This window comes from Kluyvera genomosp. 2 (assembly GCF_036759865.1).
In the GTDB taxonomy this organism is placed as follows: domain Bacteria; phylum Pseudomonadota; class Gammaproteobacteria; order Enterobacterales; family Enterobacteriaceae; genus Kluyvera; species Kluyvera ascorbata_B.
In genome coordinates, this window is sequence record NZ_JAPKIA010000018.1 from 65615 (window position 1) to 83550 (window position 17936).

14 protein-coding genes are annotated in these 17936 nt (G+C 56.8%); 7 read left to right on the forward strand and 7 right to left on the reverse strand.

Annotated features, from left to right (window positions below):
* Positions 1–2 precede the first annotated feature (2 nt).
* The 3 genes from V6942_RS18705 to soxS all read right to left on the reverse strand — a co-directional run bounded on the left by V6942_RS18705 (position 3) and on the right by soxS (position 2460).
* Positions 3–1505, reverse strand: a complete 1503-nt coding sequence (locus tag V6942_RS18705) for a lytic transglycosylase F (RefSeq protein WP_333501648.1) — start codon at positions 1503–1505, stop codon at positions 3–5.
* A gap of 122 nt (positions 1506–1627) precedes the next feature.
* Positions 1628–1909, reverse strand: a complete 282-nt coding sequence (locus V6942_RS18710) for a YjcB family protein (RefSeq protein ID WP_106928537.1) — start codon at positions 1907–1909, stop codon at positions 1628–1630.
* 221 nt (positions 1910–2130) lie between these two features.
* On the reverse strand, positions 2131–2460 hold the full coding sequence (gene soxS, locus V6942_RS18715) for a superoxide response transcriptional regulator SoxS (protein ID WP_106928535.1): 330 nt from the start codon (positions 2458–2460) through the stop codon (positions 2131–2133).
* Between the two features lie 87 nt (positions 2461–2547).
* On the opposite strand from soxS, the gene soxR reads away from it, so the two are divergent.
* The 3 genes from soxR (at position 2548) to V6942_RS18730 (ending at position 6593) form a co-directional block, all read left to right on the forward strand.
* Entirely contained in the window at positions 2548–3006 is a 459-nt protein-coding gene (soxR, locus tag V6942_RS18720) for a redox-sensitive transcriptional activator SoxR (protein WP_106928533.1), read from the forward strand.
* Between the two features lie 395 nt (positions 3007–3401).
* Positions 3402–4751: an NCS2 family permease gene (locus V6942_RS18725; protein WP_106928531.1), complete on the forward strand. Its 1350-nt coding sequence runs from the start codon at positions 3402–3404 to the stop codon at positions 4749–4751.
* 195 nt (positions 4752–4946) lie between these two features.
* A complete protein-coding gene (locus V6942_RS18730) occupies positions 4947–6593 on the forward strand; it encodes a Na+/H+ antiporter (RefSeq protein WP_106928529.1) in 1647 nt (548 codons plus the stop codon).
* Between the two features lie 72 nt (positions 6594–6665).
* Here the strand turns inward: V6942_RS18730 and V6942_RS18735 are convergent, their stop codons facing one another.
* A complete protein-coding gene (locus V6942_RS18735) occupies positions 6666–7550 on the reverse strand; it encodes a LysR family transcriptional regulator (protein ID WP_106928527.1) in 885 nt (294 codons plus the stop codon).
* Between the two features lie 102 nt (positions 7551–7652).
* Here V6942_RS18735 and V6942_RS18740 point away from each other — a divergent pair, with 102 nt between their 5' ends.
* Complete coding sequence (locus V6942_RS18740; RefSeq protein WP_106928525.1) at positions 7653–8063, forward strand: CidA/LrgA family protein; 411 nt, start codon at positions 7653–7655, stop codon at positions 8061–8063.
* Positions 8056–8745 (forward strand): LrgB family protein, encoded by a 690-nt coding sequence (locus tag V6942_RS18745; protein WP_106928524.1) that lies wholly within the window; start codon positions 8056–8058, stop codon positions 8743–8745. The genes V6942_RS18740 and V6942_RS18745 overlap by 8 nt, the downstream gene beginning before the upstream one ends.
* 128 nt (positions 8746–8873) lie before the next feature.
* On the opposite strand, the gene V6942_RS18750 is transcribed toward V6942_RS18745, so the two are convergent.
* Together V6942_RS18750 and V6942_RS18755 are read right to left on the reverse strand one after the other, a co-directional pair.
* A complete protein-coding gene (locus V6942_RS18750) occupies positions 8874–10163 on the reverse strand; it encodes an ABC transporter substrate-binding protein (protein WP_420107858.1) in 1290 nt (429 codons plus the stop codon).
* Between the two features lie 104 nt (positions 10164–10267).
* A complete protein-coding gene (locus V6942_RS18755) occupies positions 10268–11563 on the reverse strand; it encodes a Gfo/Idh/MocA family protein (protein WP_106928520.1) in 1296 nt (431 codons plus the stop codon).
* 48 nt (positions 11564–11611) lie between these two features.
* Between V6942_RS18755 and V6942_RS18760 the strand changes: the two genes are divergently transcribed.
* Together V6942_RS18760 and V6942_RS18765 are read left to right on the forward strand one after the other, a co-directional pair.
* On the forward strand, positions 11612–13189 hold the full coding sequence (locus V6942_RS18760; protein WP_333501650.1) for a hypothetical protein: 1578 nt from the start codon (positions 11612–11614) through the stop codon (positions 13187–13189).
* Positions 13190–13586: 397 nt separating this feature from the next.
* Positions 13587–16562: an alpha-mannosidase gene (locus V6942_RS18765; RefSeq protein ID WP_333501651.1), complete on the forward strand. Its 2976-nt coding sequence runs from the start codon at positions 13587–13589 to the stop codon at positions 16560–16562.
* A 65-nt stretch (positions 16563–16627) separates the two neighbouring features.
* Here V6942_RS18765 and V6942_RS18770 read toward each other — a convergent pair whose 3' ends face one another.
* Complete coding sequence (locus tag V6942_RS18770) at positions 16628–17923, reverse strand: ABC transporter substrate-binding protein (RefSeq protein WP_333501652.1); 1296 nt, start codon at positions 17921–17923, stop codon at positions 16628–16630.
* Positions 17924–17936 lie beyond the last annotated feature (13 nt).

Consider the following 17936-nt stretch of genomic DNA (forward strand, 5'->3'; position numbering starts at 1 on the left):
GGCTAGCCGTTGTTTTTATCGGTCGCGGGCAAAATCGGCGGTTTCCCCATCGCCGCCCGCTTCCGGTTCATCTCATCCAGAATCAGCCGGTAGGCGATGAAGTACTTGTAGATATTGCTCACGTAGGTCACCGTCTCGGCGCCAATTTTCTCGGCAGCCAGATTTTCCACGTTGCCAAACCAGACGTTGGGGTCAAAACCGCGTTTTGCTGTCTCCTGGCGCAAACGCGCAATGCGTGCGGGCCCGGCGTTGTACGCGGCAAAAGAAAACAACGCCTTATCCAGCTGCGTCATCGGCTCGTCGCCGTAGTAGTGGTCAATCATCCAGCGCATATACTTCACCCCGGCATGAATGTTCGGGTCCAGCTGTTTAATGTCGCCCACCTTCAACGCTTTACCGGTGCCAGGCATCACCTGCATCACGCCAATCGCGCCGACATGACTGCGCACCGACTGATTAAGTCGTGACTCCTGGTAACCCTGCGCGGCCATTAGCAGCCAATCAACGTCATAGCGGTCGCCGTACTTGCGGAAAATCTCCACCATCGTCAAAAACTTGCGCCGTTCTTTTTCCGCGGCGGCGTTTTTAACGTATTTCGCGTTCTTCAGATAGCGCAGCAGCAGGGTATTTCCCAGCGTACTGCCCTGGCGGTTATCTTTGATAAAGCCGTTGAGCGTCGCCAACAGCTGCGGCTCATCCTGGCGCACAGCCCAGGCAATACTGCCGTTTTCGCGCAGGACGATATCTTCATGAACCTGAATTTTAGGGAAAACCTGTTTCCAGAACAGCGCCTTGTGACGATCGACGATGATAAGCGGGATCAGCCCGGCACTCAGCATTTCCAGCAGATCTTCATCTTCCAGCGCTTCGGGCGCGGGCTGGATAATGACCGGCGGCCGGGAGGCTGAAGCAAAGCGCGCGTTAAGCGCGACCAGGCTCTCATAGTAGCTCGACGATCGGCGGACAAAGACCGTCTTGCCGGAGAGATCGTCAATATTCTTTACCGTGGGGGAGGCGGGGCCGGAGATTAACAGTTCCTGGATATTGTTGTAGATAGGGTCGGTGAAGGCGACCGCCTGCTGGCGCGAGGGGGTTATCGTCAGGTTCGCGGCGGCAATATCGCCCTTGCCGGCGTTAAGCGCGGAAAGAAGATTATCACGAGTGACCGGCACAAAAATGATACGCACCTTGAGATGGCGCTGTTGCAGCTTTTTCTCTTTGGCGAGCCGGGCGTTCAGCGCTTTTTCAAATTCGGCGAAAATATCGTGTGTGGCGCCGCGCTGCTGACCTTTATCAATAAAAAAGAAGGTCTTACTGTAGGTGGTGAGGACCCGAATAACGCGCCTGTCGAGCATGCCCGGCAGGTCGCCGCGCCAGGGTTGCATAACGCTGTCGATGTTAATTTCCAGCGCATCGGTTTTTTCTTCCGCCTGTGCGACGGCGCAGATAAGCAGCAGCGCGCTGAAGCTGGCCGTAATCAGGCGATAAAAAGGCATGGCGTTCATGAGGCGACGCTCCGCAGGGGGATCTTTTTATTTTAGCTGAGCGGCGTCAAAAGCCCTTTCCGGGATAGGGCTTTTTCATAGGTTCGGGCAATAAAAAGCCCCGACGCATCGGGGCTTCATTATCAGTAGAGGGCGACCGGCCATTCCGGCGGTGCCTGGCTCATCACTTCCACCATCACATCTTTAATATTGTTGAAGATAGTGGCGATATCCACGAGGGTGATGCCCAGTAATCCGGTCGCAAACCAGCAGGCGGCGGCTACCCCTAGCAGACCGCTGATGACGGCGAGCCCGGCATAGTCAGATTTACGAAATTGAATTTTCAGCGTACTGGCGAGAAACATCAGTACCGCGCTGGTCAACGGCCAGCGTAACAACGCAACGCCTGCGGTAATCGAAACCATGAGACCTTATCCTCAGAGATAAACAACAAGCTGCCCTGACAGCACTTATTGATTGAGGCGCGAGGCGCTCAGGCTATCTAAAGGCATTCACAAATCGAATGAAACAGTGTTTTTGTTTCATCTCAATGTGTGAACTATATCACGTTTGTTGTTTTATTCACCAGAGGTAAACGCAGGATTTTTGTCAACGCCGCGGCCCCGTGAGCCGCGGCAGAGCAATACTATGCGGAGATATGGTGGCGATAATCCGTCGGCGTGCGGTCGAACTCACGGCGGAATACCCGAGAGAACGTCTGCTGTGAGACATAGCCCAGATCCATGGCAATATCGAAGATGGGGCGCTGGGTGGTGCGCAGCGCTTCTGCCGCCAGCAGCAGGCGTCGCTGGCGAATATACTCCCCTAGCGTCTGGTGCATCACGGTGCGGAACATCCGTTGCAGATACCACTTCGAATAGCCGGATTTTCTGGCCACGATGTCGATATTAAGCGGTTGATCGATATGTTCATCTATCCATTCAATGAGCGTATGAATAATATCCCGATGTGACATAAGGCTCTCCCCGTTGTCTATTTTCGCGTCGATTTTTTGTCTGTCGGCGAGTATAATTCCTCAAGTTAACTTGAGGTAAAGCGTATTATGGAAAAAAAATCGACCCGCATAAAATCTCTGCTAACGCCCGGTGAGGTAGCGAAACGAACTGGGGTTGCGGTCTCTGCACTGCATTTTTATGAGAGTAAAGGGCTGATTCATAGCACGCGCAACAGCGGCAACCAGCGCCGTTATAAGCGCGATGTGCTGCGCTATGTGGCGATCATTAAAATCGCGCAACGTCTCGGTATTCCGCTGGCGACCATCGGCGATTCCTTTAGCGTGCTGCCGGAAAACCACACGTTAGGGCCGCGCGACTGGAAGCACCTCACCACCCAATGGCGGGAAGAGCTGGATAAGCGTATTCATGCCATGGAGGCCCTGCGCGACCAGCTCGATGGCTGCATTGGCTGCGGCTGTATGTCGTTGCGCGATTGTCCACTGCGTAACCCGGGCGATAAACTCGGTCAGGAAGGTACCGGCGCACGTTTGCTGGAAGACGAATAACGCTTATCGATTAGCGACATCTTTGCCACAGAATTGTTGCCGGATTGCGCATAAACGATAACGTTTGCGCATGGGTTGGCCAATTCTTCATCGGCAATCGTTAATTTTCATAAACCAGGGCAAACTTCTGTTGAAAAAGAGGGCATAAAAGCCAGATAATCGTTTGCCTTGAATTTCCGGCCGCATCTTGTGCCGAAAATGACCAGGCTCACCTCATATCGCACCCGCGAAGATGAGGTATTCCGATTCTCGTTTTGTCTGCGCGGAGTTAATCGTTTGCTTTTTTTGTGGCTCCCCTTTGCCGCAATGTAGCACATGGAGATGACGCTTAGCTGGCAGTGGATGTTCCACCACGCAGACGCACGAATGATAAAAACTCTCAGGGGATGTTTTCTATGTCTACGCCTTCAGCGCGTACCGGCGGTTCATTAGACGCCTGGTTTAAAATTTCTGCTCGTGGTAGCTCCGTTCGTCAGGAGATTGTCGCCGGTCTGACGACCTTCCTGGCGATGGTTTACTCGGTGATCGTCGTGCCGGGTATGCTGGGCAAAGCGGGCTTTCCGCCCGCGGCCGTCTTTGTGGCGACCTGCCTGGTAGCCGGTGTCGGCTCTATCGTGATGGGGCTGTGGGCGAACCTGCCTTTAGCCATTGGCTGCGCCATTTCACTGACCGCCTTCACCGCCTTCAGCCTGGTGCTGGGCCAGCACATCAGCGTGCCGGTAGCCCTGGGCGCCGTGTTCCTGATGGGCGTGCTGTTTACCATTATCTCAGCTTCCGGTATTCGTAGCTGGATTTTGCGCAATCTGCCGCAGGGCATTGCGCACGGCACGGGCATCGGTATCGGCCTGTTCCTGCTGCTGATCGCCGCTAACGGCGTGGGCATGGTGGTGAAAAACCCACTGGACGGCCTGCCGGTGGCGCTGGGCCAGTTCAACAGCTTCCCGGTGGTGATGACGCTGGTGGGGCTGGCGATGATCATCGGGCTGGAAAAACTCAAGGTCCCGGGCGGCATTCTGCTGACCATTATTGGGGTGTCTATCGTCGGCCTGATTTTCGATCCGAACGTGCACTTCTCTGGCGTCTTCGCTATGCCGTCGCTGAGCGATGACAACGGCAACTCGCTGATCGGCAGCCTGGATATCATGGGCGCGCTGAACCCGGTCGTTCTGCCAAGCGTGCTGGCGCTGGTGATGACGGCGGTATTCGACGCTACCGGCACCATCCGCGCGGTAGCCGGGCAGGCAAACCTGCTGGATAAAGACGGTCAGATCATCAACGGCGGTAAAGCGCTGACTACCGACTCCCTGAGCAGCGTGTTCTCGGCGGTCGTGGGTGCCGCACCGGCGGCGGTGTATATCGAATCTGCTGCGGGTACCGCGGCAGGCGGTAAAACGGGCCTGACGGCCATTACCGTCGGCGTTCTGTTCCTGCTGATTCTGTTCCTGTCCCCGCTGTCCTACCTGGTTCCGGGCTATGCTACGGCACCGGCGTTGATGTACGTTGGCCTGCTGATGCTGAGCAACGTGGCGCGCATCGACTTCAACGACTTCGTTGACGCCATGTCCGGTCTGATCACCGCGGTGATGATTGTGCTGACCTGTAACATCGTTACCGGCATTATGATCGGCTTCGCGACGCTGGTCGTAGGCCGCGTGGTATCCGGCGAATGGCGTAAACTGAATATCGGTACCGTGCTTATCGCCGTCGCGCTGGTGGTTTTCTACGCAGGCGGCTGGGCTATCTAAGTCTATTCTGGTCTCTCAAGAACCCGCCGGCTGGCGGGTTTTTTTTTTGTTCACCCCCGTCGAACTACGGGTCTGGACTTTTTTTCTCTTTTCGGCCACTTCTCGTTTCCTTTTGCGTTACTCTGATACGCGTATGATTAGAAGCACGACGCTTCATGCTTTGAATAATAAGACAACGCTGTAAACAGGGAACGCATGGAAATATTCTTTACCATACTTATCATGACCCTCGTGGTTTCGCTCTCCGGGGTGGTTACGCGCGTACTGCCCTTCCAGGTCCCACTTCCTTTAATGCAAATCCTCATCGGTGCGCTACTGGCCTGGCCGACCTTTGGTTTGCACGTTGAATTCGATCCTGAGCTTTTTCTGGTGCTGTTTATCCCGCCGTTGCTGTTTGCCGACGGCTGGAAGACACCGACCCGCGAGTTTATCGAACACGGCAGGGAGATCCTCGGCCTGGCGCTGGCGTTAGTGCTGGTGACGGTGGTCGGGATTGGCTTCCTGATCTACTGGATTGTCCCTGGCATTCCGCTGATTCCGGCGTTTGCGCTGGCGGCGGTGCTGTCGCCAACCGATGCGGTGGCGCTTTCCGGCATCGTGGGCGAAGGGCGTATTCCGAAAAAAATTATGGGCATACTACAGGGCGAGGCGTTGATGAACGACGCTTCTGGCCTGGTGTCGCTGAAGTTTGCCGTGGCGGTCGCGATGGGCACCATGGTCTTTACCGTTGGCGGGGCCACGGTAGAGTTCCTCAAGGTGGCGATCGGCGGTATCCTGGCGGGCTTCGTGGTGAGCTGGCTGTACGGCCGCTCAATGCGCTTTCTCAGCCGCTGGGGCGGCGATGAGCCTGCCACGCAGATTGTCCTGCTGTTCCTGCTGCCGTTTGCTTCTTACCTGATTGCTGAACATATCGGCGTCTCCGGCATTCTGGCGGCGGTCGCCGCCGGGATGACCATCACCCGCTCCGGCGTAATGCGTACCGCGCCCCTGGCCATGCGCCTGCGCGCCAACAGTACGTGGTCGATGCTCGAGTTTGTGTTCAACGGCATGGTATTCCTGCTGTTGGGTCTGCAGCTGCCGGACATCCTGCACAGCTCGCTGGTGGCTGCGGAAGCCGACCCGAACGTGGAAACGTGGATGCTGTTTACCGACATTATCCTGATCTACGCGGCGCTGATGTTGGTGCGTTTTGGCTGGCTATGGACGATGCGTAAGCTCAGCCAGCGCTTCCTGAAAAAGAAACCGTTGGAGTTCGGCTCTTGGACCACGCGCGAACTGCTGATCTCTTCGGTTGCCGGGGTGCGCGGGGCGATTACGCTTGCCGGTGTTCTCTCTATTCCGCTGCTGCTGCCGAGCGGCGACGTGTTCCCGGCGCGCTATGAGCTGATTTTTCTCGCTGCCGGGGTCATTCTGTTTTCGCTGTTTGTCGGCGTCGTGGCGCTGCCGATTCTGCTGCGTCATATCGAATCCACCGATCATGTCCAGCAGCGTAATGAAGAGCGTCTGGCGCGCGCGGCAACGGCCGATGTGGCAATTGTCGCTATTCAGAAAATGGAAGAGCGTCTGGCGGCGGATGCCAACGAGAACATAGATAACCAGCTGCTTACTGAAGTCAGTTCAAGGGTAATTGGTAACCTGCGCCGTCGGGCCGACGGGCGTAATGATGTGGAGACGTCGATGCTGGAAGAACAGCTGGAACGCCGTTTCCGCCTCGCGGCGCTGCGCTCGGAGCGCGGGGAGCTGTACCACCTGCGTGCGACAAGGCAGATCAGCAATGAGACGCTACAGAAGCTGCTGCACGATCTCGACCTGCTGGAAGCGCTGTTGATAGAAGACGCGTAATACGGATAAAGCGTGCGCTGGTGTGTTCCCTCTCCCTTAAAAAGGGAGAGGGAACACACCGCGCCTGAACTTCTACTCCGGCACCTTAAACCCCTCACAGCACTTCAGCCACGCCTGGGCGCTGTGAGACAAATAGACACCTTCCCGCCAAATCATTCCCAACTGCCAACGCAAATCGCTCTCCAGCGGCAGCCAGCGCAGGGTTTTCTCATCAAGCCTGCGGCAAATCGGCTCCGGCAGAATCGCCACGCCGACGCCCGCCTGCACCATCGCGGCGAGAAAATCCCACTGACCGCTGCGCACCGCAATACGCGGCTTCACGTTGTGACGGGCAAACAGCTGCATCAGCTGGCGGCTCAGGGCGAAATCTTCGTTGTAGATCAGCAAAGGATGGGCGGCGAGCTGCTGCGGCGACACCGAGGTTTGCTCCAGCCAGTCGCCGGAGCGCGGTACCAGTACGCAAAGTGGGTGGCTGAACAAGAGCCGTGTGGTCAGCGCGCTCTCTTCTTCTACCGGCAGCGCCGTCATGGCCAGGTCCAGTTCGCCGTTCATCACCGCCTGTTGCACGGTTAAGCCGCCGAATTCGGCGATTTTTAGCTCAACGCCGGGGTAGCGCTGACGAAACAGACCAATCGGCCCGGCCATCAGCATGCCGACCATTGGCGGAATGCCGAGACGCAGCACGCCTTTGTTAAGATGATTAATGTCGCTGAGCTCGGCTTCCAACTGGCGAAACTCATCGAGAATCGCCAGCCCGCGCTCGAACACCACTTGTCCGGTATCGGTCATCAGCAGTTTGCGCCCATCGCGAATCAGCAGAGTACAGTTCAGCTCATCTTCCAGATTTTTGAGCATCTTGCTGATCGTCGGTTGCGTGACAAAGAGCTTCTCTGCGGCGCGGGTAAAGCTCTGCTGGCGAACGACTTCGACAAAGTAGCGCAGCGTTCTAATGTCCATGATTATGCCTCTAAACTATGCTACCGATGAGTTTAATTCATTTCTGTCATCATCGTTGCCTCACTATACTGTGCGCCTGTGATTTTTTCTGGACATCCCTCCATGGCTGAGGCCTTAGGGCGCGTTGTGCCCTCCGTGTTAAACCGTCTGCAGGTGCCGGTACAGGTTGTGCTGTACGCAGGACTGTTTGTTTTTGCTGAATATCTGGTGCGCTGGTGGCATCTGCCGCTGCCCGCCAACCTGGTGGGTATGATGCTGCTGCTGGCGCTGATTGTCTGCCACGTGGTGCCGCTGAAGTGGGTGCGTGCCGGGTCGCGCTGGCTGCTGGCGGAGATGCTGCTGTTTTTCGTGCCGGCGGTTGTGGCGGTAGTGAATTACGCTCAGCTGCTGATGGTCGACGGCTGGCGTATTTTTCTTGTCATCGCGCTGAGCACGATGATGGTGCTAGGGGCGACCGCGTGGGTGGTCGATAAGGTTTATCGCTACGAACTGAAGCGGATGCGCCATGAGTAACTTTCAGCTGAGCGTGTTATGCCTGGTGATTACCCTGGTACTTTACTTTGCCAATAAGCGCCTGTATCGCCGCTTTCGTAAGCTGCCGCTGATGCCGCTGGTGCTCACGCCGGTACTGCTGGTGCTGATGTTGGTGTTTGGTCATATCTCCTACCAGAACTACATGGGCGAGGCGCACTGGCTGCTGTGGCTGCTGGGGCCGGCGACCATCGCGTTTGCGGTGCCGGTGTACGATAATCTGGCGATTATCAAACGCCACTGGATGTCGCTTTCCGCCGGGGTGGTGACGGCAACGGTGGTGGCGGTGACCAGTTCCGTGTGGCTGGCGCGGCTGTTTACGCTGTCGGATGAAATTCAGCGCAGCCTGGCGGTGCGTTCAATCACCACGCCGTTTGCGCTGGCGGCGGCGAAATCGCTCGGTGGCCAGCCGGAGCTGGTGGCACTGTTTGTCGTTGTGACCGGCGTATTTGGTATGGCGATTGGCGACGTCCTTTTTCTGCGGCTCGCGATTCGCGAAGGAATGGCCAAAGGGGCCGGATTTGGCGCGGCATCGCACGGCGCCGGTACGGCGCGATCCTATGAGCTTGGCCCGCAGGAAGGGGTTGTGGCAAGCCTGGTGATGATGCTTTCCGGCGTGGTGATGGTGTTGGTTGCTCCGCTGGTTGGCTGGATTATGTTCTAGGCCTCGGTGGTGAATTTTGCCGGGTGGCGCGTACGCTTACCCGGCCTACATTCGACGTGGTAGGCCGGGTGGCGCGTACGCTTACCCGGCCTACATTCGACGTGGTAGGCCGGGTAAGCGCGGCACCATCAGGCTCCGCGGTTCAAACGCCGAACGATACGCTCCACCTGCTGGCGGAAATCGGCGGCCACCTGAGCAGGCGTTTGATTGCCCTGATCGAGCTTCTCGCGTGCGGACATGAACTGATCGACAACCTGTAAATCTTCAATATACGGCGTGGCGACAACCGTCGTCGGCAGCGCCTGAGCCTGGCGTAGTCCCGCCACCACCGGATCGTTCGGGTCAATAACCCCTTGTTGTGTTAGCAACGTTTCTGCTGCTTTGCTGAGCGGAATACCGCGCTCCAGCCCCAGCACTGCAATAGACTGCGGGTCATTAAGCAGGAAATTGACCAGCATGGCGGCCTCTTTTGGATGGCGGGTCGATTTGGCCACTGAGAACATTTGCGCCGTTTTAAAGTAGACGCCGGATTCGGTTGTGCCAGGCTGCATAACGTAATCCCCCAGCACCAGATGGGCAGGGGGCGTCAGGTTATTGATGTACATGCGGATGGAGATATTCCAGGTGAACGTGCCGCCCCATTCTCCGGCAATCCATGGCTTCATTTCATACAGATTGCCTTTGCCGTATGACGAAAGCTTCTTGGGTGAAGGCACCACCCGATCGTCGCTCAGGCGCTTCACAAAGCTAAACGCTTCGGCCCACTGCGCGTCATCCCAGGTAAACTTGCCGTCGTTATCGAACATCGGCTTTTGGTATTTCTGCATCATGTAGGCGTTCAACAGCAAAATAACGTCCTGGTCGACCATGGCATACGGGTAGTAGTTGTCGCCCAGCTTTTGCTGGAACACTTTTCCGGCGGCAAACAGCTCATCCCAGGTTTTCGGATAGGCCAGCCCGGCCTTTTTCCAGGAGACGTCGTTGTAGTAAAAGACCGGCGCGTTGACCGAGATAGGCAGGCCGTTAAGTTTGCCTTTCACGGTCGTGGACTGCAGATCTTTCGCCTGATACTGGCTTAAATCGAGTTGGTCTTTCAGTTTGTTAAGATCGTAATAGCCTTCGCCATTTTTGGAGAAAATAATCAGCCACGGCCAGTTGGTCTGCATCACGTCCGGCTCGGTGCCGCTTGCGATTTGTGTGGTCAGGCGTGAGAGATGGCCGTCCCAGCCGGTGTATTCGGCCTTTACTTTGATATCGGGGTATTTTTTCTCGAAGGCCTCGAGCGCCTTAAGGGTAGCCTGGTGGCGGCTGTTGCCCCCCCACCACGACATACGCAGTTCAACGGGCTGCTGGGCCCAGGTAGCGGTACAGGAAAATAACAGCGATGCGATAACACCTGAAACGAGTTTATTCATTATTGTCTCCGGGACAGAGCCAGAAATCATGTTATTAAACAGGTGAGTAACTGCAAAATACTGACCGGTCGCTCCGGCGCGGTACGGGCCGCGCCGGAATGAAACGCTTAGCGTTTCGCCAGACGGGAAACCAGCTCAAACTCCTTAAAGTTCACCGGGCGCTGCTGCTGCATGGAGATGTTGCCCGCAATACCGGTGAGGATGGACATGGCCCCCGCGCGATGGTCGGCTGCGCGCTGTAATGGGTCATTGCCCGGCTCGCCGAACAGGTCGGCCAGCATGGCGTTATCGCCGCCGCCGTGGCCGCCTTCGCCCAGGCTGAACTCGGCTTTCCACGGTTCGGCAAACATCGGGAACACGGTGATATCACACTGTTCCAGGCTGCCTTCGTTCTCGCGTTTACCACCGGCGTTAACGTAGGATTTCTCGACGATTTTCATCTCCAGACGGCCTTCGGTACCGTTGAAGACCACGTTCAACCCTTCCCACGGCAGGTAGGCGTTCAGTGAATAGGTGAGCTGCACCTGGTTCTGATACTTCACCAGCACCGACATGGTGTCTTCGATGGTGATGCCGTCGCTGAACACGCTCTGATCGCGGAAGTAGTTATCTTCATGCTCGGCGTCGAGGTACAGCGCCTTCAGTTGAGCGTTGTCCGCCATGTTGAGCGCAAACGGATCATCTTTGGCCTCCGCGTAGCCGTGGGTGCGTGGATAGAACTGGGTTACGCCGCGTTTTTCGGCGTTCTCTTTGCCGTAAAATTGCAGGCTGCCTTCGGCGTAAACGCGCTCAGGGTAGCTCGCTAGCCAGAAGTTCATCAGGTCGAAATGATGGGTGGATTTATGCACCAGCAGGCCGCCGCTGTTGCGTTTTTCTCGGTGCCAACGGCGGAAGTAGTCTGCGCCGTGTTCGGTGTTGAGCAGCCACTCGAAGTGCACCGAGGTCACGTTGCCAATCACGCCCTGCATCAGCAGTTCGCGCACTTTGCTATGGTGTGGCGCGTAGCGGTAGTTGAACGCTACGCGGACGGAATGCCCGGTCTCTTCAATCGCGTCGAGAATACGCAGCGCGCGCTTTTCATCGATGGTCATCGGCTTTTCGGTGATCACGTCGCAGCCCGCATGCAGCGCGCGGACGATGTAATCATCGTGGGTGCGGTCCATGGTGGTGACGATGATGATATCCGGACGCGTTTCGCGGATCATCTCTTCAAACTGTGCCGCTTTCCAGGTCGAAACCGGCTCGGCGCCTTCTTTTTGCAACAGTTGGTTGGCGTAGTTCATGCGCGTCTGATTGGTATCGCAAAAGGCGACCATTTTCGCATTCTCACGCCACTGTCCGCCAATGGCGGAAATATACAGACCCGCACGACCCCCGGTACCGACCAGCGCATATTTTTTCATGACATCCTCGATTATGATAAGCACATATTTATTTGCAGGGTGAGGGCGATGAAACGTATTCCACATCAGCTGATGGAGCTGAATAGCACTTTTATCTGGAACTGGCCCTGGTTTATTCAGGGTGTTAAAAGTGCGAAACAGCATGGTTTCACCGGTATCATCCTGCACCAACAGGAACTGCTTTCTATTCTGGCTACGCCCTCGCCGTTGAGTCAGAAGCTGAACGTCGAGAACCTTATTCATCAACAAAATTACGCGTTGCAGTATTTAAAACGCGTCGATCGTTATCTGGCGGAAAATAATCTCTCCTTCTGGCTTCAGGGTGAGGCCGCGCCGACGGACGACATCATCAAGCGTAAATTCCCGGAATTAACGTTCGACGAAAAAAGCTCACCGGATTTCTGGCCACATTTTTATGCGGCAATATTTTCCCCGCTTCTTCCGGCGCTACCGCATCTCAGCGGCGTGGTGCTTGGCCTGACGACGCCAGCCTTCCAGACCGCGGGCTGGCAGCAGGGGCTTTACAGTGTCTGGAGCCAGCTGCGCAGCCACGGTAAAAAGCTGGTGCTGCGCGACTTTATTGATGACAGCTGGCCGCGCCAGCAGCTGGCGACGGTGCTCTCCGCGCTGCCGGATGACGTTCGTGCCGCCGTCAAAGCCACCGAAATTGACTACCATCCTGGTTTTGCTAACCATCCGCACATCGTCGGGCTGCCCGGCCACAAAAAGTGGATCGAATACGATCTGGTCGGCACCGGCTACGGCTGGACGGCGCTACCGTGCTACCTGGCCGATGAAATCAGCGGTCGTCTGAGCTGGGCCATCAGCGCCACCGGCAACGAAGTGGAGGCGATTACCTCCCGCGTGAGCTGGCAGTGGATGCCCGACAGCCGGGTCATGGACTCGGCAAACAGCATCAATTTGATTGGCCTGATGGCCGCGAACCAGGTCACGGACGGCGCGACGGCGTCGGTGTTCGACCGCTGGGTCGAGCAGCGACAGCTGCGCTTTCGCACGCCGCAGGACCGGCAGCGGCTGGCGGCGTTGTTTCCTTCCAGCTACGACTGGCTGTGTAAAACGCCCAACCTGCTGGGCCGCCGCCTGCATTATCAGAGCCAGGTACCGGACGGTATTTCCCAGGCGCAGCAGGTGCTACATATGGACACCCGCAGCGCCAACTGGCTTCAGGCCTGGCAGCCGCTGATTCCGGCCGACGATCCGGCCTTAGGCCAGGAGCAGCGCCAGCTGATTAGCCTTGAAAAGGAAGCCGCCTGCTTCCTTGCTGCCAACGCGGTGCAGACGCTGCGTGAGCTACTGCCACGCATAACCTGCCCTGACGATTCGCTGGAGATTTTGCACGCCGCCTGGCGCAATGCGGAAATCTACAGCCAGATGTTCTCCCGGGTAGCCGGGGCCACCGTTGACCTGCTTTGGCGCGACCGCTACGGCGATAACGCGCTGCCTGCCGATACGCTGCGCCAGCATCAAAACCAGCTTTTGCACTATGTCGACACGCTGGAACGCTGGCTAACGTCGCCGCCCGCGGGCAGCCCTCTGTTTTTGCCGCTGCTGTTAAGCCCTCAACGCCTGGCCCGCTTTGCGCGCAGCCTGACCGAGTCCGAATGAGCTAAGCATAAAAAGTGAGACCTGAAATGTCGCGCGTCGGCGGCATGCTCAGGCCGCGTTATGGCGCATCGACGATGAAAATGAGGTACTGGTCACAGAGATTAAAAATTTAAAGTGATCATCGTCATTCTTTTTTATAAAGCAATCGTGATGCTTATCACCTGCTGCGGTGAATAATGTGATCTTATGCAAGATGAATCTTAAGGGATAAATAGGATGGAGTTGAGCATGAAAATATATTGAGTATTAATTATTTATTAAATAAATAGGTATTAAATATTTACCTTCTTATTTTTCTGTTTTTGTCGCGAGTCACGGATTTCAATATTCATAACTTATCTACTACCTGCGCTTTATTTATCTTTCCGCCCGCCCTTCGCCTATAAAGGAATATTGCATGCTCAGCTTCGATGATAAATTACTGCGTGATATTGATTATCAAATTCAACAAATAAAAATGGCGATCTATACGCCGGTGTGTGAATTAACGGTAAATGGATTTTTGACGCCAGAACCGGTGCCTTTTGCCCGGCGTGAACAGGGCGAGCCGCATGAATTTCACCTCGGAGAACGCTGGGGAGCGCTGTGGGACTGTGCATGGGTGAACGTGCGCGGCGTGGTGCCGGACGGTGTGAAGGTGGAAGAGGCGGTGGTGCTGTTCGACTGCGGCGGCGAAGCGCTGGTGGTGGCGAGCGATGGCACGCCGCTGCGGGGGCTGACCAACGTCGACTCCACCTTTGAGCCCAGTCTTGGCCAGGCGGGGAAAGTGGTGTTGCCGCTGGAGGGGCGGCGAGAGGTCGATCTGTGGCTGGATCTGGCCTGTAACGATCTCTTTGGATCGCTGCGCAGCGGCGTGCTGGCACAGGCGCATATTGCCACCTGCAATGCGGCTTTGCGCGATCTTTACTACGATGCCTGGGTGTTGGCCGATCTGCTGGGCTGTCTGGATCGCGCTTGCGCCCGCTTCAAGCGCGTGTTGTCCTGCCTGAGCGAGGCGCTTAACGGTCTGTCCCGCTACGATGATGAAGCGATTGCGGCCTGCCGGCGGGCGCTGGCGGTAGAGCTAAATAAGCGTGGCGGCGATCCGACGGTCAGCGTGGTGGGGATCGGCCATGCGCATATCGATCTTGCCTGGCTATGGCCGATCCGGGAAACCAAACGCAAGGGCGCGCGCACCTTCGCGACGGCGTTGGCACAGCTAGCCGACGATCCGGACTACCATTTTGGCGCCAGCCAGCCGCAGCTGTTTCAGTGGGTGAAGGAGGGCTACCCGCAGCTGTATGCGCGCGTGCAGCGTCAGGTGCGAGAAGGGCGTTTTGAGATTCAGGGCGACATGTGGGTAGAGGCGGATACGAACGTGCCCAGCGGTGAGTCGCTGGTGCGTCAGTTTCTCTACGGGCGCCAGTTCTTTCAGCGTGAATTTGGCCAGACGACGCGGATGCTCTGGCTGCCCGATGTGTTTGGCTACAATGCCAACCTACCGCAGATTATGCGCAAGTCTGGCGTTGACTACTTTATGACGCAGAAGCTGTCGTGGAATGAGCATAACGCCTTTCCCCACCATACGTTTATCTGGCACGGAATTGACGGCAGCAGCGTGCTGGCGCATATGCTGCCGGAAGAGACCTACAACGGCCCAGCCGCGCCGCGTAGCATTCGGCGTATTGAAACGGCCTACCGTGAAGCGGCCGTTTGCGACCAGGCGCTGATGCTGTTTGGTATTGGCGACGGCGGCGGGGGCCCTGGCGAAGAGCATCTGGCGCGGCTGCGGCGAATCAAAAACCTCAGCGGTATCGCGCCGGTGAAGCAGGGCTACGCGATCGACTTCTTCCAGCATATTGCCCAGCGCTGCGAGCGCTATCCGCATTACCACGGCGAGCTGTATCTGGAGAAGCATCAGGGCACGCTGACAACGCAGGCGCGCAACAAGTGGTTTAACTGTAAGCTGGAAAATGCGCTGCGCGAGCTGGAGTTTGTCGCCAGCCGCCGCTGGCTGCACGATGAAACGGCGTACCCAACGGCGCAGCTTGAGGCTATCTGGCAAGAAGCGCTGTTGTACCAGTTCCACGATATTCTGCCGGGCTCATCCATCAAGCGCGTGTACGACGAATCTGTCGCCCGCTATGAGGCGCTGCTGGCGCAGGTGGAACAATTCATCGGCGATGGCCTTGCGCGCGCAGGCGAGCGGCCCGATGCGTTCGTCATTCATAATCTGAGCGGTTTCGATCGCGAAGAGTGGCTGATGCTGGCGGGCCAGCCCGCACGCGTGGCGGTACCGGCATTTGGTTATCGGATCGTTGAACCCACCGTGTCTGCGGCGCTTCCGCAGGCGGTGGCGCAGCCGCAGCGGCTGGAAAACGATCTGCTGTGCGTTGAGTTTAATGCGCAGGGGCATATCGTGGCGCTGGTGGACAAGCAGGCCGGCCGCTCGCTGCTGCAACCTGGCACCGTCGGCAACCGGCTGGCGGTGTATGACGACATCTGCGGCGACTGCTGGGATATCGACATTACCTACCGTCAGCGTGAACCGGCGTGCTTTGAGATGATCGCGACCTCGGCCCGACGCGAAGGCGCAGCCGCCGTTGTTGAGCAGTACTATCGCTATGGTCGCTCGACGCTGACGCAGAAAATCAGCCTGCAACCCGGCAGCAAACGGCTGACCTTTGAAACCGTCGTGGACTGGCATGAACGCGAGAAAATGCTGCGCACCGCCTTTGCGGTGAACGTGCTGAGTGAACGGGTAAGCTGTGACATTCAGTTTGGCAAAATTCGCCGCAGCGCCAGGGTCAATAACGTTTATGACGCGGCGCAGTTTGAGATTTGTGCCCATAAGTGGATTGACTACTCGCAGCCGGATTACGGAGTGGCGCTGCTGAACGACAGTAAATACGGGCACTACGCCAAAGACGGCGTGCTGGATCTCAATCTGCTGCGCTCGCAGCTCTACCCGGGCGTCAACGCTGATGCCGGCGAGCATCGTTTTTCCTATGCGCTGTTCCCACACTGCGGCGATGAAGTGGTGGGGGCAGTAAACCGCGAGGCGTATTTATTCAACAACCCGCTGCGGGTGTATCAGGGTGCTGCGCGGCCGCAGGAGGCCGAAGAGGGCGCATCGTTTGTGGCCTGCGACTCGCCGCATGTGTGCCTGGAGACGGTCAAAAAAGCGGAAAACGTCCGCGCGCTGGTGCTGCGTGCCTATGAGTTTGACGGCGTGCAGGCGGCGGCAACGCTCCGGTTACCGGCGGGCGTGACGTGCTGCTACCTTGCCAACCTGATGGAAGAGGTGGAAGAGGAGATCGCGGTCGTCGAGGGAAGCGTGACGCTGATGTTTACGCCGTTTGAGATTAAAACGCTGCTGCTGATGTTGCCGTAAGGCAGCGAATCACGCGGACTGCGGCATCAACCCTCTCCCCGTGGGGAGAGGGGCAATCACCGCCGCTAATGACGCGCCGCAGACCGCTTCATCAACCGCTCAGCCTTTGCCACAAAGTCATCTGCCGCCTGTTCCGGCGTCATCCGCCCGTAGTCCATATTCTGTCGCGCCTCCTTGAAAAAGGACTGCATTTTCTGATCCTCCATCCACGACGTGGCCGTTGATTCAGACGTTAACCTCTGTGCGGCGTTAAATCCGGCGACCGACGGATTGTCATTGGTCAGCGTGCCGTTGTCGGTGAGCGTTTTGATCGCAATGCTGCTCAACGGAATGCCGTTCTCCAGCCTGATGGCTGCAATGGCCTGCGGATCGTTGAGCAAGAAATTCAATAGCTTTGCCGCCTCCTTCGGATGCTTCGTTACCTTGCTGATGGCATAGGTCAACGACACTTTAAAATAGGCGCTGGCGTTAGTGGCTCCGGGGTACATGACATAGTCACCCAGCACCAGCTTCGCCGGCGGCGTCAGCTTTGGCGCATAGTACTGAATCACCACGTTCCAGGTGTAGGTGCCCGCCCATTTGCCGTCCTGCCAGTATTTGCTGTCGATAAAATCGAATTTACCGAACGAGGCGAGGTATTTCGGGCCGGGCATCACGTGATCGTTGACCAGACGCTGAATAAAATTGAAGGCTTCATGCCACTGCGCTTTGCTCCAGGCGAAGTGGTTACCATCGGCGGTAAACATTGGCGTATTGTACTTTTGCGACATATAACAGTTCACCATCAGGAAGGTATCCTGATCGTTAAAAATAAGCGGGTAATACTCATCGCCGAGCCGCGTTTTAAATATTTTGCCAGCGGCAAACAGGTCGTCCCAGCTTTGCGGGTAGGTGAGCTGCGCCTTTTTCCAGGTTTCCGTATTGTAATAAAACCCGGGCACGTTCAGCGAAATGGGAATCGCATTTAGCTTGCCATTAATGGTCGTGGATTTTAATTCTTTCGCCGGGTACTGGCTGAGGTCGAATACATCACCCAGTTTGTTGATATCGTAAAACCCATCGCCGGTGCGGGAAAAAATGGGGAACCAGGGCCAGTTAATTTGCATCACATCCGGCTCCTGGCCGCCGGATATCTGCGTGGTCATGCGCTCAAGATAGCCGTCCCAGCCCATATACTCGGCGTGCACTTTAATTCCCGGATGACGAGCTTCAAAGTCTTCCAACGCTTTGAGCATCACTTCGTGGCGTGATTTCCCTCCCCACCATGACATTCTGAGGGTGACATCCTGCTGAGCGAAGCTGGAGGCAGCCGTTAGCAGGCCGCTCGCGCAGAGCAGGCTGACGCAGAATAAACGTTTCATGAATTATTGCTCC